This window comes from Paractinoplanes toevensis, from assembly GCF_018332695.1.
Lineage (GTDB): Bacteria > Actinomycetota > Actinomycetes > Mycobacteriales > Micromonosporaceae > Actinoplanes > Actinoplanes toevensis.
Genome location: NZ_BOQN01000050.1, coordinates 141,558 through 161,258, shown reverse-complemented (window position 1 = coordinate 161,258; position 19,701 = coordinate 141,558). Strand labels below are relative to the sequence as shown.

At 70.0% G+C, this 19,701-nt stretch carries 17 protein-coding genes and 1 pseudogene; 11 read left to right on the top strand and 7 right to left on the bottom strand.

Features of this window, described 5'->3' with window-relative positions:
- Positions 1-99: 99 nt before the first annotated feature.
- Entirely contained in the window at positions 100-1,314 is a 1,215-nt protein-coding gene (locus Ato02nite_RS18715; protein WP_213007834.1) for an ROK family transcriptional regulator, read from the bottom strand.
- Positions 1,315-1,469: 155 nt separating this feature from the next.
- On the opposite strand from Ato02nite_RS18715, the gene Ato02nite_RS18710 reads away from it, so the two are divergent.
- Genes Ato02nite_RS18710 through Ato02nite_RS18695 form a run of 4 tightly spaced genes read left to right on the top strand, consistent with a single transcriptional unit; the run spans position 1,470 to position 6,650 of the window.
- Positions 1,470-3,146: a type 2 periplasmic-binding domain-containing protein gene (locus Ato02nite_RS18710; RefSeq protein ID WP_213007833.1), complete on the top strand. Its 1,677-nt coding sequence runs from the start codon at positions 1,470-1,472 to the stop codon at positions 3,144-3,146.
- Positions 3,143-4,123, top strand: a complete 981-nt coding sequence (locus Ato02nite_RS18705; protein WP_246607188.1) for an ABC transporter permease — start codon at positions 3,143-3,145, stop codon at positions 4,121-4,123. The genes Ato02nite_RS18710 and Ato02nite_RS18705 overlap by 4 nt, the downstream gene beginning before the upstream one ends.
- Positions 4,120-5,067: a carbohydrate ABC transporter permease gene (locus tag Ato02nite_RS18700; protein WP_213007832.1), complete on the top strand. Its 948-nt coding sequence runs from the start codon at positions 4,120-4,122 to the stop codon at positions 5,065-5,067. Before Ato02nite_RS18705 ends, Ato02nite_RS18700 begins: the two co-directional genes overlap by 4 nt.
- Positions 5,064-6,650 (top strand): beta-galactosidase, encoded by a 1,587-nt coding sequence (locus Ato02nite_RS18695; protein WP_213007831.1) that lies wholly within the window; start codon positions 5,064-5,066, stop codon positions 6,648-6,650. The genes Ato02nite_RS18700 and Ato02nite_RS18695 overlap by 4 nt, the downstream gene beginning before the upstream one ends.
- A 138-nt stretch (positions 6,651-6,788) precedes the next feature.
- On the opposite strand, the gene Ato02nite_RS18690 is transcribed toward Ato02nite_RS18695, so the two are convergent.
- The gene (locus tag Ato02nite_RS18690) at positions 6,789-7,199 is read right to left on the bottom strand and encodes a hypothetical protein (RefSeq protein WP_213007830.1); all 411 of its coding nucleotides are present in this window, start codon (positions 7,197-7,199) and stop codon (positions 6,789-6,791) included.
- A gap of 57 nt (positions 7,200-7,256) precedes the next feature.
- On the opposite strand from Ato02nite_RS18690, the gene Ato02nite_RS18685 reads away from it, so the two are divergent.
- A complete protein-coding gene (locus tag Ato02nite_RS18685) occupies positions 7,257-8,006 on the top strand; it encodes a sulfite exporter TauE/SafE family protein (RefSeq protein ID WP_213007829.1) in 750 nt (249 codons plus the stop codon).
- Positions 8,007-8,724: 718 nt separating this feature from the next.
- Here the strand turns inward: Ato02nite_RS18685 and Ato02nite_RS18680 are convergent.
- Entirely contained in the window at positions 8,725-9,291 is a 567-nt protein-coding gene (locus Ato02nite_RS18680; protein WP_213007828.1) for a TetR/AcrR family transcriptional regulator, read from the bottom strand.
- Positions 9,292-9,413: 122 nt separating this feature from the next.
- Between Ato02nite_RS18680 and Ato02nite_RS18675 the strand changes: the two genes are divergently transcribed.
- A complete protein-coding gene (locus Ato02nite_RS18675) occupies positions 9,414-10,376 on the top strand; it encodes an alpha/beta hydrolase fold domain-containing protein (RefSeq protein ID WP_213007827.1) in 963 nt (320 codons plus the stop codon).
- On the opposite strand, the gene Ato02nite_RS18670 is transcribed toward Ato02nite_RS18675, so the two are convergent.
- A complete protein-coding gene (locus Ato02nite_RS18670) occupies positions 10,373-11,896 on the bottom strand; it encodes a M4 family metallopeptidase (RefSeq protein WP_246607187.1) in 1,524 nt (507 codons plus the stop codon). The genes Ato02nite_RS18675 and Ato02nite_RS18670 overlap by 4 nt on opposite strands.
- Before the next feature lie 225 nt (positions 11,897-12,121).
- On the opposite strand from Ato02nite_RS18670, the gene Ato02nite_RS18665 reads away from it, so the two are divergent.
- Positions 12,122-14,827, top strand: a complete 2,706-nt coding sequence (locus Ato02nite_RS18665; protein WP_213007826.1) for a PQQ-dependent sugar dehydrogenase — start codon at positions 12,122-12,124, stop codon at positions 14,825-14,827.
- A 40-nt stretch (positions 14,828-14,867) separates the two neighbouring features.
- Here Ato02nite_RS18665 and Ato02nite_RS18660 read toward each other — a convergent pair whose 3' ends face one another.
- Positions 14,868-15,626, bottom strand: a complete 759-nt coding sequence (locus Ato02nite_RS18660; protein WP_213007825.1) for a hypothetical protein — start codon at positions 15,624-15,626, stop codon at positions 14,868-14,870.
- Positions 15,627-15,703: 77 nt separating this feature from the next.
- Here Ato02nite_RS18660 and Ato02nite_RS18655 point away from each other — a divergent pair, with 77 nt between their 5' ends.
- Complete coding sequence (locus tag Ato02nite_RS18655) at positions 15,704-15,937, top strand: hypothetical protein (RefSeq protein ID WP_246607184.1); 234 nt, start codon at positions 15,704-15,706, stop codon at positions 15,935-15,937.
- Between the two features lie 72 nt (positions 15,938-16,009).
- Here the strand turns inward: Ato02nite_RS18655 and Ato02nite_RS52525 are convergent, their stop codons facing one another.
- Complete coding sequence (locus Ato02nite_RS52525; protein WP_213007823.1) at positions 16,010-17,257, bottom strand: FAD-dependent oxidoreductase; 1,248 nt, start codon at positions 17,255-17,257, stop codon at positions 16,010-16,012.
- A gap of 97 nt (positions 17,258-17,354) precedes the next feature.
- Positions 17,355-17,807 (bottom strand): MarR family winged helix-turn-helix transcriptional regulator, encoded by a 453-nt coding sequence (locus tag Ato02nite_RS18645; RefSeq protein ID WP_213007822.1) that lies wholly within the window; start codon positions 17,805-17,807, stop codon positions 17,355-17,357.
- 89 nt (positions 17,808-17,896) lie between these two features.
- On the opposite strand from Ato02nite_RS18645, the gene Ato02nite_RS18640 reads away from it, so the two are divergent.
- The 3 genes and pseudogenes from Ato02nite_RS18640 to Ato02nite_RS53020 form a co-directional block, all read left to right on the top strand.
- On the top strand, positions 17,897-18,592 hold the full coding sequence (locus Ato02nite_RS18640; protein ID WP_213007821.1) for a DUF3159 domain-containing protein: 696 nt from the start codon (positions 17,897-17,899) through the stop codon (positions 18,590-18,592).
- A 218-nt stretch (positions 18,593-18,810) separates the two neighbouring features.
- Positions 18,811-19,185 carry a hypothetical protein gene (locus tag Ato02nite_RS18635; RefSeq protein ID WP_213007820.1) on the top strand — a complete coding sequence of 125 codons (375 nt, stop codon included), beginning with the start codon at positions 18,811-18,813 and terminating at the stop codon, positions 19,183-19,185.
- 123 nt (positions 19,186-19,308) lie between these two features.
- Positions 19,309-19,362: pseudogene (locus tag Ato02nite_RS53020) on the top strand (hypothetical protein); the annotation flags it as partial.
- Positions 19,363-19,701 lie beyond the last annotated feature (339 nt).

Here is a 19,701-nt window from a genome sequence, read left to right as displayed (position 1 = left end):
CGACGTGGGGCTGCGCATATGTCGAACGTGTTTCTGGGAATTGACGAGATGTCTACCGCAGGGCGATCAGGTCAGTCAAGCGAAGATGATCTATAAAGGTCAGAGATTTGGGAGCGCTCCCGCGTCGATCGCGTCCAGCACCTGGGTCGCGCCGCCGGCCGCCGCCGCGCTGGAGTCGAGGTCCGAGGCGATGATCCGGGTGCCGCCGCCGGCGCCGGCCACCGAACGGGCGAACAGCTCCCGCTCGGCGTCCGGGATCAGCCACGGCGCGAGCACGGTGAAGTAGCCGCCCAGCGCCACGAACTCCGGGTTGATCAGATTCGTCAGGATCGAGATGCCGTGGCCGAGATAGCGGCCGGTCGCGGCCAGCGCGCCCAGCACGTGGGCGTCGCCGCCCTTGGCCAGCCGGTGGATCTCGTCGACGTGCGGACCGAACTCGGCCGGCGAGACGACCGCCTCCGGCAACGCCCGGCGGATGACCGCGCCCAGCCCGGCGAGGGACTCGACGCAGCCGCGCCGGCCACAGGCGCACAGTGGCCCGGCGTCGTCGATCGGCAGGTGGCCGAACTCGCCGGCGAAGCCCTGGCCGCCCCGCAGCAGCCGGCCGTCGCAGATGATGCCGGCCCCGATGCCGGCCCCGCCGGACAGGTAGACCAGGTTGGCGGCACCGCCCTCGCCGCCGAACCGCTGCTCGGCCAGCACCGCGAGGTTGGCGTCGTTCTCCACCAGCACCGGATAGGCCGGTTCCTGCAGCGCGCTGAGCAGCGACTTGCGCAGATCGACCCGGTGCCAGCCGAGGTGCGGCGCCAGCTCGACCACGCCGTCCGGGTCGACCAGTCCGGGCACGCCCACGGTCAGGCCGAGCACCCGGCGTTCCTCGTGGGCCATCTTGGCGATCGCCCGCTTGGCCAGCGCGGCCAGCGAGGCGATCGCCGCGCCGGGGGCGGTGGAGGCGCCGGTGAACGAGCGGCGCCAGGACAGCAGGCGCTCGCCGGAGAGGTCCAGGGCCACCGCGGTGAGGTAGTCGGAGTTCACCTCGAGGCCGATCGCGGCGTACGGCGAGCCGTCCAGCACGAGCATCATCGCCGGGCGGCCGATGCGGTTCTCGGTCATCCCGACCTCGCGCACCAGGCGGCGCTCGATCAGGTCGGTGACCAGGCTCGACACGGTCGCCTTGTTCAGGCCGGTGGCGGCGGCGATCTCGGCGCGCGAGCAGGGCGCGTGCACCCGCAGATGACGCAGCACGACCTGCAGGTTGGTCGCGCGTACGTCCGCGAAATCCGAACGCTGCGGCCCGCCGTCCTTGGTGAACACCAATGGCTCCTGCCCCCGGTCCCATGCCCTCGCCGCCCATCATTCCGCACCCCCGCCGGGGGTTGTGAGGCCGGATGGCAGCGGCTACTTTGTTTGTTTAGCGACCCAACTAAAGTTTATCGATATCTTAGCGATCCCGGAAGGGAGTGAAGATAGTGACTTCTCTCGATCGCCGCCGCTTTCTCGAACTGGCCGGCCTCGGCGCCGTCTCCATTGCTGGAGGTGGTCTGCTCGCGGCCTGCGGTGACGCCAAAACCGGCGGCGGGCCGGGCACGACCGACCAGAGTCAGCTCAGCAAGATCCTGCCCGCCTTCGTCCCGTCCACCGCTCTCACCCCGGACATCCCCGGCGTCGCGGGCGCGAACGGCTTCACGTCGACCCCGGTCTTCCTCAAGTACCCGGCCAGCCCGGTCACCACCGTGACCGGCGTTCCGGGCAAGGGCGGCTCGTACACGACGATGACCCCGCTGTGGGGTTCCATCCCGTCGTCGAAGGGCAACAGCTACTACGAGACGGTCAACGCCGCGCTCGGCGCCGACATGAAGATGCAGCCGGCCGACGGGGTCAACTACGACAAGATCCTGCCGCCGCTGTTCGCCGGCAACAAGCTGCCCGACTGGCTGATGATCCCCAGCTGGAACATGGGCAACCTCGGCTTCGCCGACGCGGTCAACAAGTTCGTCGACCTCGGGCCCTACCTGTCCGGCGACGCCATCAAGGCGTACCCGAACCTCGCCGCGATCCCGACCGCCGCCTGGCAGTCCTGCATCTGGAACGGCAAGCTGTTCGGCCTGCCGACCTTCTACAGCGGCGCCACGGCCGGCGGTGCGCTCTTCTACCGCAAGGACATCTTCGACAGAGAAGGCATCAACGCCGACAGCATCAAGTCGCCGGCCGACCTCGAGGCGCTCGGCAAGCAGCTCACCAACCCCAAGGCGGGCCAGTGGGCGTTCGGCGACTTCTTCGACTACATGGCCCACGTCTTCCACTACCCGGGCGACCCGTACCGGTGGACCGTCGACGCGAGCGGCAAGGTCGTCAACCGGTACGAGATGCCCGAGTACCTCGAGGCCCTCAACTGGTTTGCCAAGCAGGCCAAGGCGGGTTACGTGCACCCGGACGCCCTGGCCGGCAAGAAGGAGGAGGGCAAGCAGCGCTTCTGGAGCGGCAAGGAGGTCATCACCGGCGACGGCACCGGCGCCTGGACCGGCGCGGACGAGGAGTCCGGCCGCGCGGCCAACCCCGCCTACGTCAAGGCCGCGTTCAAGATCCTGGCCAGCGACGGCAAGCCGGCCATGCCGATGAACCCGGCCGCCAGCATGTACTCCTTCCTCAACGGCAAGCTCAGCGCCGACCAGATCAAGGAATGCCTGGCGATCGCCAACTACCTGGCCGCGCCGTACGGCTCGACCGAGTGGCTCACGGTCAACTTCGGCAAGGAGGGCGTCGACTACACCATGAAGGACAGCAACCCCCAGCTGACCGAGAAGGGCAGCAAGGAGGTCGCCCAGACCTACCAGTTCCTGGTCACGCCGATCACCCCGGTCCCGGTCAACCCCGGGCACGAGCAGGTGGCCAAGGACTACGCGGCCTGGGAGGCCGACATGGTGCAGCACGCGGTGAAGCCGCCGTTCTACGGCATGAACATCACCGAGCCGGCCCAGTACGCGAACCTCAACCAGCCGATGGTCGACGTCTCCCAGGACGTGCGCTACGGCCGTAAGCCGATCTCCGCCTTCACCGATGCACTCGCCACCTGGAAGTCCTCCGGCGGTGAGGAACTGCGCAAGTTCTACGAGGACGTCAAGAACAAGTACGGGACCGGTCAGTGACAGCTCTTCGCGACGCACCAACCGCGGCCTCGGCGCGCCCCACCCGCGCCGAGGCCCGCACCCTGAAGAAAGCGGACCGGCGCCGCCGCTTCCTGCGCGACCGGGCCCTGGTCGTCATGACGCTGCCGGCGATCCTGCTGGTGCTCGTCTTCAACTACGCACCGATGTTCGGCACCCTCACCGCGTTCCAGACCTACAGCATCTACGCCGGCTTCTGGCACAGCCCGTGGAGCGGCCTGACCACGTTCCGGCGGCTCTTCAGCGACCCGCTGTTCTGGTCGGCGCTGGAGAACACCCTCACGCTCAGCCTCGTCCAGCTGGTGCTGTTCTTCCCGGTCCCGATCCTGCTGGCCCTGCTGCTGAACTCGGTGCTGAGCACCAAGGTGCGCACGTTCGTGCAGTCGATCGTCTACCTGCCGCACTTCTTCTCCTGGGTGCTGGCCATCACGATCTTCCAGCAGATGCTCGGCGGGGCCGGCGCGCTGAACCAGTTCCTGCGCTCGCACGACATCGGCACGTGGGACATCATGACCAACCCGGACACCTTCAAGCTCCTGGTCACGGCGCAGGTGGTCTGGAAGGAGGCGGGCTGGGGGATCATCGTCTTCCTGGCCGCCCTCGCCGCGATCGACCAGCAGCTCTACGAGGCGGCCGCGGCGGACGGGGCCGGCCGGTGGCGCCGGATGTGGCACATCACCCTGCCCGGCATCCGCAGCATCGTCGTGCTCATGCTGGTGCTCCAGCTCGGCAACGTGCTCACCGTCGGCTTCGAGCAGATGCTGATCCAGCGCTTCGCGGTCGGCCGGGACGCCTCGGAAGTGCTCGACACGTACGCCTATTACTACGGCGTCGTCAACGCGAACTTCAGCATCGGCGCGGCCGCGTCGCTGTTCAAGGGCGTACTCTCCCTGATCCTCATCTTGACCGCCAACAAGGTCGCCCACCTGTTCGGCGAGGACGGACTGTACCGACGATGACCGCTACCGCACTGGCCAAAGCGGCCGAGAAAACCCGCCGCAACCGCAACCGGCCCAGCTGGGAGGAGCCGCCGACCCCGGCCGGGCAGGCCGGCAAGGGCGCGGTCCTGGTCTTCATCTGCCTGGTCGTCCTCATCCCGATCTACATGGTCGTGCTGACCAGCCTCTCGACCCAGGGCTCGATCAACCTGGCCGGTGGGATGGTGCTGGTGCCGCACGGCATCACCATCGAGGCGTACCGGCAGATCTTCACCAACAACCTGGTGATCAGCTCGCTGATCGCGAGCCTCGGCATCACCGCCGTCGGCACGTTCATCTCGGTGGTGGTCACGGTCCTCTGCGCGTACGGCTTGTCGCGCTACCGCTCGTGGGGGCACCGGCCGCTCCTGATGCTGCTGGTCGTCACGATGTTCTTCAACGGCGGCCTGATCCCCACCTTCATGGTCGTCGCCGGACTCGGCGGTTACGACAACTTCTGGGCGCTGATCCTGCCCAGCGCGGTGAGCGTGTTCAACATCCTGGTGATGCGCGGATTCTTCGCCAACACGTCACGGGACCTGATCGACGCGGCCTACGTGGACGGCGCCGGCGAATGGCGGATCCTCACCCGGATCGTCCTGCCCACCTCACGGGCGGTCGTCGCGGTGATCGGGTTGTTCTACGCGGTCGGTTACTGGAACACCTTCTTCAACGCCCTGCTCTACCTGCCGGACAACCAGAAGTGGCCGCTGCAACTGGTCATCTACACCTACACGCTGCAGGGCAACCCGATGCCCGGCATGGGCGTGACCCAGACCGGCACGTACCTGGGTGCCCAGCAGATCGCGCCGCTGTCCATCCAGATGGCGGTGGTAACCCTGACCCTGATCCCGATCCTGATCATCTACCCGTTCGTGCAGCGGCACTTCGCCAAGGGCATGCTGCTCGGCGCGGTCAAGGGATGATCCACTTCGGCGGCGACTACAACCCGGAGCAATGGCCGCCGTCGGTCTGGGAGTCCGACGTCTCGCTCATGCTTCAGGCCGGGGTCAACCTGGTCACGGTCGGGGTGTTCAGCTGGTCGCGACTGCAGCCCGCGCCCGACCGGTTCGATTTCGGCTGGCTCGACCGGGCGCTCGACCTGCTGCAAGCAGCCGGGATCGGGGTCTGCCTGGCCACCCCGACGGCTTCGCCGCCGCCCTGGTTCACGCTTCAGAACCCCGATCAAATGCCGATCAACCAGGATGGCGTACGGCTGACGCACGGTTCCCGCGACACGTACTGCGTGAACGCCCCGGCCTACCGGGCTGCCTGTCTTTCGGTGGTGGGTGAGCTGGCCGCGCGCTACACCCCCCAGTTGTGGCACGTCCACAACGAATACGGCACGACCTGCTACTGCGATTTCTGCGCGGCGGCCTTCCGCCGCTGGCTTTCCGCACGGTACGGCGATGTGGCGACCCTCAACGACGCCTGGAGTACCGATTTCTGGTCCCAGCGGGTCACCTCGTTCGAGGAGGTGTTGCCGCCGCGCGCCACCCAGTACCTGGGCAACCCGGCCCACCTGCTGGACTACCGCCGGTTCGTCTCCGACGCGATGCTGGAGCACTACCGTTCGCAGCGCGCGCTGCTCACCGGCGCGCCGGTGACCACGAACTTCGCGCTGGGCGGCTGGGTGCCGGTCGACCACGCCCGCTGGGCCCGCGAGGTCGACATCGTGGCGATCGACGACTACCCCGCCACCCTGGAGGACCGCGCTTTCGCCGCCGACCTCGCCCGCGGCTGGTCCACCGACGGCCGGTGGATGCTGATCGAACACGCGCCCTCCGACCAGGCTCGCGTCGTCGCACAGCCCTACCTCTCCCGGGGCGCCACCGGCATCCTCTACTTCCAGTGGCGGGCGAGCCGGGGCGGCGCCGAGCAGTGGCACCCGGCGATGGTGCCGCACGAGGGCCCCGACACCCCCGTCTTCCGCGAGATCGCCGCACTCGGTTCCGCGCTGCGCGGCCGCGAACCGGTGACCGTGACGGCGTCGACCGCGCTGATCTACGACGAACAGACCATGTGGGCGCTGCAGGCACCCCACCTGCCGCCGCGCGACTCCGACTACGACGCCACCGCCCGCCGCTGGCACCGTGCCCTCGACGGCCCGGTCGACGTCGTGCCGCCCACCGCCCCGCTGGACGGATACGACCTGGTCGTGGCGCCGATGCTCTACCTGATGCCGGCGGCCGTGCACCGGGCGCTGCGCGACTACGCACGGGCCGGCGGCCGACTGGTGCTGACCGCCGGCAGCGGCCTGGTCGACGAGCACTGCCGGGTAACGCCCGGCGCCCTCGACGACCTGATCGGCGCCCGCCGCATCGGCTCCGAACTGCACGACGTGACGGCCACCGTGCTGCACCGCGGCCCCGACGGACTCCCGGCCCTGACCGAGAACCGCTACGGCACCGGCATCGTGCGCTATGCCACCACCGACGACGTGACCCAGACCGCATTCGAAGGCCTGGCTCGGGTCGCGGCCGGTGACCCGGCGGGAGATCTGGCGTAAGCCGCCGTCGGCGGCCGGGTTCTGGCCGTGGCTGGCGGTCTGGTTGGGGCCGTGGCTGGCGGTCCGGTTGGGGCCGTGGCCGGCGGTCTGGCTCGGGCCGTGGCCGGTGCCGGCTCAGGCCGTTGCCGATGACCCGGCTCAGGTCGTCGGTGCCACGGCGAAGCTCATGCCCGGTGCCTCCGCGTCCGGGGCGCAGCGCAGCGTGTAGGTGCCGGCCGCCGGGGCGGTGAAGGTGTCCGTCCAGGTGTAGACGGCGTCGTCCTCCTCCTTGGCGGTGTAGGTGACGGTCTCGTCCGGCACCGACATCGGCACGATGGCGCCGCCGGTGCCGGTGACGGCGCAGCGGTTCGCGCCGACCGTCGGGAAGCCGGTCGCCCAGATCGCGTACTCACCGGCGGCCGGGATCTCCACCGTGCCCGGCAGCGCGTAGGAGCCCGGAAAGTGGACCTCGAGGAAGCGCGGCGCCGCCGCGGGCGTGGAACAGGCGGCGAGCCCGAGGACCATCAGCGAGGCGGCCAGCCGCCGGGACACGCGGCCCGATGTGAGCATCCACCCATGATCGCGCGGCCCCGCCACCTCCAAGCCCGGCGTCGGTACGGTGTCCGGGTGCGCCTGAGCGATGCGACTCTGCTCGTGCTCGGGGGTGTCGGTGGCGGACTGACCGGGTCGATGGCCGGTCTCGCTTCCCTGGTGAGTTACCCGGCGCTGCTGGCGGTCGGCCTGGCCCCGGTCGCCGCCAACGTCACCAACACCGTGGCGCTGCTGTCCAACACCGTCGGCACCGCCGCCGGCGCCCGGCCGGAGTTGCGGGGCCACGGCCGCCGGCTGGCAAAGTTGTCCGCGGTGGCCGGGACCGGCGGGCTGGCCGGCGCGGTGCTGCTGCTGGCCACGCCGTCGTCGGCGTTCGAGCGGATCGTGCCGGTGCTGGTCGCACTGGGCGCGGCCCTGCTACTGCTGCGCGACCGGTTGCGACACTGGGCCGGCCACCGGACGCTGCCGTCGCCGATACTGGGCGGCGCGATCTTCCTGGTCGGCGTGTACGGCGGCTATTTCGGCGCGGCGGCCGGCGTACTCATGCTCGCAATCCTTTCGGCGGCCGCGACCGAACCGCTCCCGGTGACCAACGCCGTCAAGAGCATCGCCCTGGGCGCCGCCAACCTGGCAGCAGCCGTGATCTACGCCGCCGTGGCCCCGGTGAACTGGGCCGCCGCGGGCCTGATGGCGATCGGCTGCCTGCTCGGCAGCTGGCTGGGCCCGACGCTGGTGCGCCGCACCCCGGAGCGCTCTCTGCGAGTGGCAATCGCCGTGGCGTCCCTGGGGCTCGCCGCCTACCTGTGGTGGCGCGCCGGCCGCTAGTTCCACTTGGCGCAGCAGCATGATCGGCGTCCCACGGCCGGCCTCTGCCACCTGTCCGGATGTAGGTGCCCCGAAGGCGGTCGCGGATCCTTGGGCCGGCCGATGCCGCTTCGAGCAGCGGAATTCACAGCGTGGGCGCGGCCTACGCCACCGGCAATCCTCGCGGCTGTCCGGGTGGGTGCGGCTTTCCGGGTGCGCGCGGCTTCCCGGGTGCGTGCGGCGTTCCGGGTGCGCCCTGCTTTTCGGGGTAGGTGCGGCGTTCTGGGTGCGTGCGGCTTTCGGGGTGGGTGCGGGCTTCCGAGGTGCGTGCGGCTTTCGGGGTCCGTGCGGCTTTCCGGATGCTTGTGGCTTCCGGATAGTGGTCGCTGGTCTCGGATCCTGGGCCGGCGTCCCGCATCGCGGCGGCTGGTCCTGTCCCATGGACAGTGCTCCCACATCATGAGTTGCGCCTCGGCTGAAAGGCAGGACATGCCGCATAGGTCGGGCGAAGGCGCCTCGGCTCGGCCCGACCTTGCGGAGTTTCTGTGCGGACCGCGCAGCAAGTCCACAAGCTCTGTGGCGGAGGCGGCGAGACCCGTCATTTGGAACGGTATCGAGCAGCGTGGAAGGGCCGAAGCTTGCAAAACGCCCTCCCGGACGCGGCGGCCCGAGATCACGCGGACAGTCTTCGTGGCGGCGAAGATGAAGGGCTGGACCTGGGCGGCGGGAGTGGGCGCGCTTATTTCAGGGCGTTTGCGGACAATCTCAGGTCGGTGAAGGCCCTGTCCAGGTGGGTGTGCAGGTCGTCGGTGCGGTCGGTGGCCCAGCGGTGGATGGCGGCCGCGTACGTGTCTGTGCCTATCTGGGCGCACAGGGGCGCCAGCTGATCGGTGACGCCGCGGGCTCGCAGTGCGTCGGTCAGCGCGTCGATCAGCGCGGCGTTCTTGGCCAGTGCCCGCTCGCGCAGTGCCGGCGTCGCGGCGATCACCGGGTGGCGGCGCTCGGTGACCGGCAGGTTCTGCTCGATCAGCGGCACCGCCTGGTGGAAGGCGGCGCGCAGGGCGGGCAGCGGCCTGGTGCCGGCCGGCACCGCGGCGAGGGCTCCGGTCAGCAGCTCGATCAGCTCTGCCTGGCCGTCGAAGAAGACCTCGCGCTTGTCGGTGAAGTGGCGGAAGAACGTGCGCTCGGTGACGCCGGCGCGGGCGGCGATGTCGCCGGTGGTGGTCTTGTCGTAGCCGCGCTCCAGGTACAGCTCGAGGGCGGCCTCCTGCAGGCGCAATCTGACCTGTTCTCCGCTCCGGGGCACGGTTCGGAGCCTATCATGACTGTCAGTGACTGACGGAACATTGCGTCAGTTACTGACACACAATAACGTCAGTTACTGACGCCGGGCGTGCGGCCGGCCCACCTCTTCTGAAGGGAAATCCGATGCCAGGAATCACCGATGGGCTCGACCCGGAGCTCGCCGCCGCGTTCGCGGCCGTGCCGAAAGCCGCGAACGGCACCCTGCTCGACCTCTCCGACATCCCGGGGCTGCGCGCGCAGATGCGCGCGGCGGTGTCGACCAGTGCCCCGGATCCCCGGGTCGAGATCGAGACCCGGCACATCCCCCGGGAGGACGGGACCGAGCTCGAGGTGGTTCTCTATCGGCCGGCCGGCGCCACCCAGGTGCTCCCGGTCCTGCTCTGGTTCCACGCCGGTGCTCAGGTTCTCGGCGAGGACGCGCGCGCTGACGACGCGTACCACACGGGTCTGGCTCTTGATCTTGGTTGTGTTCTGGCGGCGGTCGTCTACCGGCTCGCCCCGGAGACTCCGGCCCCCGGTGCCGCCGAGGACGGCTATCTCGCGTACACCCATCTTGTCGCGCGGGCCGGCGCGTACCGGATCGACCCGGACCGGATCGGCCTGGCCGGCGCCAGCGGCGGTGGCGCGCCCGCCGCCGCCACCGCGCTGATGGTGCGTGACCGGAACGACCCGCGGCCCTGCCTGCTGGGCCTGCTCTATCCGATGCTGGACGACCGGCTCGAGACGCCGTCCAGTTTCGAGATCACCGCCGAGGTGGTCCTGGCCCGGCCGGACATCCAGCTCGCCTGGGCCGCGGTGCTGGGCGACCGGGTCGGCAAGGACGTGCACCCGTACGCCGCGCCCGGTCGCGCCACCGATCTGGCCGGGCTGCCGGACACCTTCGTCGCGGTCGCCCAGTTCGACGTGCTGCGGGACGAGGGCATGGAGTTCGCGCGCAGCCTGAACGCGGCGGGCGTACCGGCCGACCTGCACCTGTACGCCCGCGCCTTCCACGCCTGGGACCGCTTCGCGCCGGCGTCGGCGCTGTCCCGCGCGTTCGAGCAGACCTGGCGCGACTTCCTCCGCCGCAACCTGCACCGGTCCTAGGAGCAGGCCGGCTCGCCGTTCTGGGCCGGCACCGACACCGCGTCCCAGGCCGCCTTGACCGTGTCGAACTCGGCGCAGCTGCCCGCGAAGAGGGTCTTGGCCGCCTGCAGCGTCAGGACCCGGTACTGGGGGTACGACGAGTTCGAGTTCTTCAGCAGCATCGCGTTGAACATGATCTTGATGGCGTTCTCGATGCCCACGCCGGTCACCGTGCTGTTGTTGCAGGTCGGGCTCGCGCCCTGGCCATTGCCGCCGGTGCCCTGGGACAGCAGGAAGAACCAGTGGTTGCCCGGCCCGGCCGCGGCGTGCACCTCGTCCCGCTCGGTCTGGGCGGAGAAGCAGTTGTCGGCGCCGAGCGACGACGGGTCGCGCATGTCGCGGATCGGCCCGTCGCCGACCAGGTCGACCTCCTCGCCGACGGTGAAGTCGGGTGTGTCGTTCGGGCTGTTGATGAACGCCTCGGTGGCCGCGCCGATGGTGTCCGCGACGAACTCCGAGGTGTTGCCGCCCGAGATGCCGCCGGGCGTGGTGGCGTCGATGGCGTGCCCCAGCTCGTGGCCGACCACGTCGGCCGAGCCGAGGAACTCGCGCCGGGTGTTGAAGCCGATCTGCACCTGGCGGCCGTCGAAGAACGCGTTCTGGTCCTGCAGGCCGACCCGCAGCGGGAAGGAACCGCCCCGGCCGTCCTGGCCGTCCCGGTCGAGCCACTGGGCCAGCATCTCGTTCTGCTTCTGGGCCACGAAGAAGGAGTCGACGCAGCCGGTCTCCCGGTCGGTCCCGTCGCCGTTGCCGAACGTGTTGTCCGCGCTGGTGAACGTCTGGTTGTTCGCCGCGTCCTGGCAGACCAGCCGGGAGATCCGCGGGTCCTGCAGTGCGGACTGGGTGTTCTCGAACCGCACGTCGCCGTAGATGGCGCCCTGCCCGGACGCGGTGGCCTCGGTGATGTGCTCGGTGCGGCCCAGGACCTTGCCGGTGAAGGCGTCGACGATCACGGTGAGCCGGCTGCGGCCGTCGGCACCGGTGCCGTCCACGGTGGCCGACCAAGCCAGGCGCGCGGACTCGCCGGTCGCGTCCACCACCAGTGTGGTGTCCTCGACCTCGGTCACGGTCGTCAGCTGCGCCTTCGCGATCCGGGTCGCCTTCGCGGCGGTCAGCTTCGGGGTCACCGACAGTTCGCCGATCGGCGCCGACTGCGCCACCGAGGTCCAGATCGCCTGCCCCGCGGCGTCCGTCTGCACGACGAAGTCACCGCCCTTGACCGCCACGCCCTTGTAGGTGCGGGCGTAGGGCACGTAGTTCAGGCTGTTGTAGCTCACCACCGCCTGCTGCTGGAAGGCGTCGTATTTACCGGCGTGCAGCACCTGGGGCCGGCCCGCGACGACCCGTGCGGCGGTACTCCGGGCCAGATCGACCGGGTCGGCCGTCTGCTCGGCCGAGGCCGAGTGGGAGAGTACGGCCATGGTCAGCGACCCTGCCGTGGCGGTCGCCAGCACGACGATCAGGGGAATCTTCCGTTTCACGGTGGTGCTCCGTTCCCCGCCCCCGTGGGGAGAAGGCAGGATCGGAGCCCGGCGGCGGGCGATTTCCACCGGGCTGATCAGGCGCCAACGGTAGACATCGACAAACCTCGACGACCATAAAGAATCCCTTAAGTCGCCCGACGGGCCATTTGCTCTACAGCGTGTAGTCGCGCGGGTCGGCTACGTGACTGCCCCGACCTCGATCAGCGTGCGACGTTGTCCACCATGCACCGTCGACTGTGGTTGGTCCTTGTCCTCCTCCTGCTCCCCTTCGCCTTACCCAGCCCCGCGCACGCCGCGGTCACCGCCCTTGCCAAGGTCAACTTTCAGCCGGCCGCCAGCGCGGTCCCGAGCGGCTGGACCGCCGACACCGGCGCGGCCTTCTCCGACGCTCGCGGCTCCGGCTGGGTGCAACTGGGCACGGCCACCCCGCTCGACCTGACCCGCAACACCCGCGACCGGGCCCGCTCCGGCGTCGACCCGCGCCTCAACACGATGATCCACCTTCAGTACGGCGACACCGGCGGCACCAACGGCGTGCCGACCGCGGGCGCCTGGGAGTACGCCGTCGCCGCCGGGACTTACCAGGTCACGGTCTCCGCCGGCGACCAGGCGCCGTACGACAGCCGGAACACGGTCAACGTCGAGGGCATCCGGGCGATCGACGGCTTCGTGTCCACCGCCGCGGCCGAGTACCGAGCGGCCACCGTCACCGTCACGGTCACCGACGGGCGGCTCACCGTCGACCCGGCCGGCGGCACCAACACCAAGCTGAACTACGTGGAGATCAGCCGGGTCACCGCCGACTTCGCGCTGAAGGTCGACTTCTCCGACGCGGCCACCGCGCCGGCCGCCGGTTACGTCCGCGACTCCGGCGGGGCCTTCACCGCCGCCCGCGGCTACGGCTGGGTGGACCTCGGCGAGGGCACCCCGGTCGACCTGACCGGCAACGGCCGCAACCGCAACCCGGCCGCCGGGCAGGCCGACGCGCGGCTGGCCACGTTCATACACGCGCAACTGCCGGCCGGGTCGGCCGGTGTGGTCACCCCGGGCCGCTGGGAGGCCGCCGTGCCGGTCGGTCTCTACACCGTGACGGTCGCGGTGGGGGACGCGGGCACCGCCGTCGACAGTGTCAACTGGGTCAGCATCGAGGATCAGAACGCGATCGCCGCGTTCCGGCCGACCGCGTCCACCAGGTTCGCCACCGCCACCCGCACGGTCCGGGTGACCGACGGCCGGCTGACGATCAGCCCGGCCGGCGGCACCAACACCAAATTCGCGTACGCCGACATCGTCGAGGTGCCCGGCGGTGCCACGATCCCGGCGGTGCGCACCAGCACGCCGGCCAACGGCGCCACCGGCGTACCGCTGACGACGAGCATCGTGGAGGACCTGGTCCTGCCGAACGGCGGCGTCCGGACCGCCTCGCTCACCGGCTCCACGGTCACACTGACCCGGCTCGACACCGGCGCGGCGGTCCCGGCCACGGTGATCACCAGCGGCGGCGGGGACGTCATCAACCTTTCCCCGACCGCAGCCCTGGCCGCGAACACGGCGTACCGGTTCACCGTGACCGACGGCGTCACCGACGTGACCGACAAGCCGTTCGCGCCGTACTCGATGGTCTTCACCACCGGCAGCGGCGGCGGCACCGGGGGACCGGCGGCGTTCGACAAGGTGGTCGGTGTGGCCACCGGCGCGTCGTTCACCACCGTGGTCAAGGGACCGGACGGCCGGCTCTATGCGGGCACCCTGGACGGCCGGATCTTCCGCTTCCCGATCAACACCGACGGCACGCTCGGCACCGCGACGATCATCAACACCGTACGGTCCGACGCCACCGCCCTCGGCCTGCCCGGCGCCCCGGCCCGCACCGTCATCGGCATGGCGTTCGACCCGGCGTCGACCGCGGCCGCGCCGATCCTCTGGATCACCGACAACTACGAGTACGTCGGGCCGCTCGACGTACCCGACTGGTCCGGCCGGATCGGGCGGCTGTCCGGGCCCGACCTGAACACGTACACCTCGGTGGTGGTGAACCTGCCCCGCTCGGTGAAGGACCACGAGACCAACTCGCTGGCCTTCGGCCCGGACGGCGCGCTCTACCTCTCGCAGGGTGCCAACAACGCGATGGGCGGCGCCGACTCCACCTGGGGGAACCGCCCGGAACGGCTGCTCAGCGCGGCCGTCCTGCGCCTCGACCCGGCCCGGTTGCCGGCCACCCTGCCGCTGAACGTCAAGACCGAGGACGGCGGCACCTACGACCCGTACGCCGGGAGCGCCCCGCTGACGTTGTACGCCACCGGCGTACGCAATGCGTTTGATCTGGTCTGGCATCGCAACGGTCATCTCTATGCGCCGACCAACGGCTCGGCGGCGGGCGGCAACACCCCGGCCACCCCGGCCTCGCTGCCGGCGGCGTGCGCGCGCCGCGGTTGGACCGGACCGGCGGCGCCGGGCCTGACCGGCGTGCCGACCGCGGAGACCGACTACGTCTTCGACGTGAAGGCCGGTCGCTACTACGGCCATCCCAACCCGACGCGCTGCGAGTGGGTCCTGGCCGGCGGAAACCCAACCACCGGAATTGATCCGTACGAGGTGAGCGCCTACCCGGCCGGCACGCTCCCGGACGCCAACTTCGACCTGGCCGGCACCTACGACGCGGGCCTGCACGCCTCGGCCAACGGCGCGATCGAATACCGCGGCGGGGCATTGGACGGCAAGCTGCTGGTGGTCCGCTACTCGGCCGGCCAGGACATCGAGACCTTCGACGTCGCGGCGTCCGGCGCGCTGACCAACCGGACCACCGGCATCACCGGCCTGACCGGCTTCAGCCAGCCGCTCGACGTCACCGAGGATCAAAACACCGGTTTCCTGTACGTGACCGAGCTGGGCGCCTCCCGCATCACCCTGCTCAAGCCACGGCCATGACCGGGGGCGGGGCTGACGAGGTCAGCCCCGCCTCTCCGGCCTAGCAGCCCAACCGGTGGGTGGAGAGCGCGATGTCGTCCATCCAGAGGTCGAACTGGCTCGGGGTGGGGCCGGCCTGATACAGCTGCCAGCCGATCTTCACGGTGTCCACGGCCGGCAGGACGAACGGCACCGCGTTGCCGCCGTGCTCGGTGGTGGAGGCGGTCAGCTCCGGGTTGGCGACCCCGTCGATCCACACCGAGACGCGGTTGCCGGCCGGGTCGAGCGCCCACTCGAAGCACTGCCAGGCGTCCTCGGTGACCGGGGCGGACTCCCGCCAGTTCGTCCAGTCACCGGTCGGCCCGCCGTCGGCCCCGACACCCCAGAAAGTCCCCGGGACGGTCGGCGCGTACTGCCCGCCGATCGGCCGGACGACCTCGGCGCTGCCGCTGCCGGTGGCCTCGACCAGCGTGAAGTGCGCCCAGTCCGGCGCGGTGGGGAAGGCGTCGACGCGCAGCCGCAACCGGCCGTAGAAGCGGTTGCCCGGCGCGGCGAAGTCGTCGACCCGCAGGAAGGCACGCCCGTTGCCGACCGTGTGCAGGTGCAGGACCTTGCCGCGGCGGGCGCGCTCGACGGAGAGGGTGCCGTTCCGCGTGTCGACACCCCAGTCCAAGGTGCTGGGCCCGCCGGTGGGCAGCCGTTCGAAGTTCTCGCAGAAGAGCAGGTCACCCGCGCAGGAGTCGCGATGGGTGGTGGTGGCGGCGGCCGGCCCGGCCATCCCGAGCAGCAGGGCGGTGGTGAGAGCGGCGACGAGGCGCATGATTCTCCTTTGCATGTGGGAGCGCTCCCATTCTTGTATCGGCAGGCATCGATGTCCATGCTGCTTAGATGTGGCCTATGAGCGACCCATGGGACTTCACCCCCACGAGCGAAACCCGGAACACCCTGCGCTGGGCGGAGGCGCGGGGCGCGGCCACGCTGGGCGAGGCGTACGACATGCTCGAAGAGCTGGAGCTCAGCAACGACGTCCCCGAGGTGCTGGGCCACGACGGCAGAGTCGAGGACGTCCGCGACGAGCTGGAGTTCGCCATCGAGACCGCCGGCCCGGACACGCCGCTGAACGCCCTCTGAGATCATGCCGGTTGCGTGGCGAGGGTGCTCGAGTACCTGTTACGGCTCAGGACTTGCTGACCTGCCGGGGTTTCAACGGATGGTCGGTCCGAACATCTTGTTCCGCAGGATCGGTAGGCGGCTTCCGATGCGGAGCAGGGCGCGAAATGCCATTCGGTTGGCGGTGGTAGCGAGCGTGGCGTTGCGGGCGTTGCGGGTGGAGAGTCTGAGGGCCTCGTTGGCGTATTGGCGCATGGCGTTCTCGTAGCGCTCAACGGCGGGGAGGGTGCGGTGGTCGGTGCTGAGGGCTTGGCGGAGTTGGTCGGCGTCGCGTAGCGCGGTGTTGGCGCCGATGCCGGCCATGGGTGTCATGTTGTGGATGGCGTCGCCGAGCATGGTGACGGTTGAGGGTGTCCAGTGCGGCAGTTGAGGCATGGTGCGTAGTGGAACGGTGTTGACCGCCGCGGGGTCGGTGGCGGCGACGATCGCGCGCAGCGGGTCGGACCAGGTGCTGACCCGGTCGGTGACCAGACTCTTGAGATGGTTGCCGTCGTAGTCGTTGATGTCGGCCGGGTAGGAGGGTGTTGCGGCGGCCCAGGCCCAGACGATGTAGCGGTCGGCACCGTTGCTGAGGTCGGTGTTGTCGGGGTCGCCGGTAGCCCAGGTGGACAGGAACATCCATCCTTTGCCGGCGGGTACGACGTTGTTGATGCCGCCGTCGGTCAGGTCGGCCGGGAGGACGGCGGCGAGTTCACGGGTGAGGGGGGTCCGGCCGGCGATGTTGGTGATGCCGAGGTCGTGGCGTTGCAGTTCGGGTAGCCGTTGGCGGCGTACGCGGGAGTTGCTGCCGTCGGCGCCGACGAGGAGGTCGCCGTCGGCGTGGGTGCCGTCGGTGAAGTAGGCGCGCACACCTGTGCTGTTCTGTTCGTAGTGGTCGAAGGTTCTCTCCCAGTGCGTGATCGGCTCGGTAGTGGTGTCGGTGCCGAGCAGGAGGGCCTCACGGAGTTTGCCGCGGCTGATGGCGCGGCGTTTGGTGACCGGGTCGGTGGCGTGTTCGGGGAATCGTTTGTCGACGGTGGCCAGGATGCCGTGACGCGGGTCGCGAAAGCGAATGATCATCGGGGCGGTCACGGCGTCGGCGTCGATCTGTTTGAAGTTCTCGTCGGGCAGGCTGTTGTGCAGAGCGCGCAAGCCGTCGGCGTCGAGGTGAATTCCGTAACTGGCGGGCTGGCCGCCGTGACGCGGTGAGCGTTCGTAGACGTGGGCGTCGACGCCGGCGGTGCGCAGGCCGTGCAGCAAGGTGAGGCCACCGAGGCCGGCGCCGATGATCAGGACACGCATGAGAAGACCTTCCAGAGCTGATGAGGGCGCGCGGTACCCGCGGCCGGCACGGCTCGGCGCGGTCAGCGGGATGTTACGAACGCCGGGGAGGGGACGCTCAGCTTTCGGCCAGCAGGCGCAGCAGCAGATGCAACTGCTCGGCCTGCTGCGTGGTGAGCGATGAGGTGGCAGCGGCAGCGGCGGGCTTGGCGGCCTCGTAGGCGCGGGTGAACACGTCTCGGCCGTGCTCGGTCAACGTCACCGCCCGAAGCCGGCGGTCGCCGGGCACCAGCTGGCGGGAGGCCAGGTCGAGGCGCTCCAGGTCGTCGACGATCCGCACGATCGACGCCTTGTCGTGCTCGGTCCGGGCCACCAGGTCGCGCTGGGTGAGAGGCCCGTGAGCGTTCAGCAGCATCAGCGCCACCAAGTGGCGTCGTTCGAGACCGAACGGGGCCAGCGCCTGATCCATCGCGGAAGCCACGTGCTCGTGGGCCCGGCGCAGCAGCAGACCCAGGGCGAACGGTGATCCGTCGCGGGGATTGTCGGGCGTCTCCCCCGCCGACTGCGTCATGGACGGCACTGTATCAGTAGGCATGCCGCAATATTATCTCTCCAGAAACAGACTTGCAAGAGACAGTTTCGCGTGAAACCATTTCTCGCATGACTGACCGAGGAGCACTTCTCGCATCGGATGTACCCCTGTCTTCCCGCGCCGTTCCGCCGGGCGGTCAAGAAGCGTCGCATGCTCGGCCGCAGACCGGCTGGGCGGCGGTCAGGCAGACCTGGAGCGATCCGCGACGGTGGATCGGCGTGCTGCTGGCGGCCGCTCCGAGCCTGGTGTTCGTGGCGGGCAACGCCGTGGCTTCGCTGTATCCGGCGATCATCGCGGCCGCGGTGACGGCGGTGGCCGGTCTGGGCTACCACCTGGTGCGCCGGCAATCGCCGCGCTCGTCCCTGGTCGGTGTCCTGGTGGTGGCGGTCTGCGCCGCCGTCGCCGCCATCACCGGGCAGGCCCGCGGGTTCTTCCTGGTGCCGGCGATGATCCCGTTCGCCGTGATCCTGATCTGTGCGGCGACGATCGTCGCGCGGCGCCCGCTGACCGGGTTGATCCTCAATCGGGTCACCGGCGGCCCCGCCGACTGGTATCGCCACCGCGGTCTCCGGAGGGTCCACCTGATCGCTACCGGCACGGCGATCGGCATCAACGTGGTCAACGCCATCGTGCAGGTGATCTTCTACGGTCGCGGTGACACGGTGGTCCTGGCGGTGGCGCACGCCGCGACCGGACCGATCTTCGCCACGCTGGTCGCAGTCACCGTCGTCGCCGTCCGGCGCACCCTGACCCGGCAGCGATGAGCGCCGTCGGGCCCGGCCACGCATCGGTCGGCCAGTCGATGATCGTGACCAGCGTATTCGCCGCAACGACCGAACTGAGCCGGCCGACCCCGCCACCCAGGAACATCGGGCCGCCGCGCACAAGCTGGCCACCGCGCAGGTCTTCCGTTCGCACCACTTCGAAGGGTTCGAGGCGTCGTGAGTCTGACCCAGCAGCCGGCAGCCCCGACCGACCGCCCGTGCGGCAGCGGCGTCGGTGGCCGATCAGGCTGTTCCGGCTCACCACCACCGGCGCAGCCGTCCTGGCGTTCAACCAGGCGGTCTTCGCCGGGCAGTTCCTGGCCGGCACCTACGGCGCCCTGCGCCTGCATCGGGACATGGCCAACTACGTCGTCGCTGCGACCATGGCCGGCATCATCGCCGCACTCCTGTGGCGGCGGGCCGGCAGCGGGCCACGCTGGCCCATCCCGGCCACCATCGCCTTGTTCGCGCTGACCGCACTGCAGACCTACCTCGGCTACGCGCTGAACCTGGCCGCCCACATCCCGCTCGGCGTCGCCGTGATCATGCTGCTGACCGCCTTGACCATCACCGCGTGGAGGCGCCTCCGATGAGCACCCTCAGCCGCCGCGCCCTGCTGGGCGCCGCCGGACTCAGCGCCGCCGCCGGCATCGTGGTCCCCTTCGCCACCGGGATCCGCGGCTCCCACTCCACCGGGCAGCTGCTGCCGCGCGACGATCCGGCCCGGCCCGACCACAGCACTCTGGACATACAACGGCAGCTTCCCCGGCCCGACAATTCGCAGCACCCGCGGCCGCACCGTGAAGATCCGCCACACCCTTTGGTACCACGACCATCGCATGGACTTCACCGGCCCCAGCGTGTGGCGCGGCCTCGCCGGCTTCCACCTGCACCACGACGACCAGGAGGCCGCCCTGCAGCTGCCCGGCGCTGCCGCTGATGATCACCGACCGCAGTTTCGACACCGACGGCGCCCTGCTCTACCCAGCACCGATCTCACCCTGATCAATGAGCCTGGCGTCACCGGCGATTACGTCGCCGGAGTGCTGGGCGACGTGATGCTGGTCAACGGCGTCCCCTGGCCCGTCACCACCGTCGAGCGCGCCACC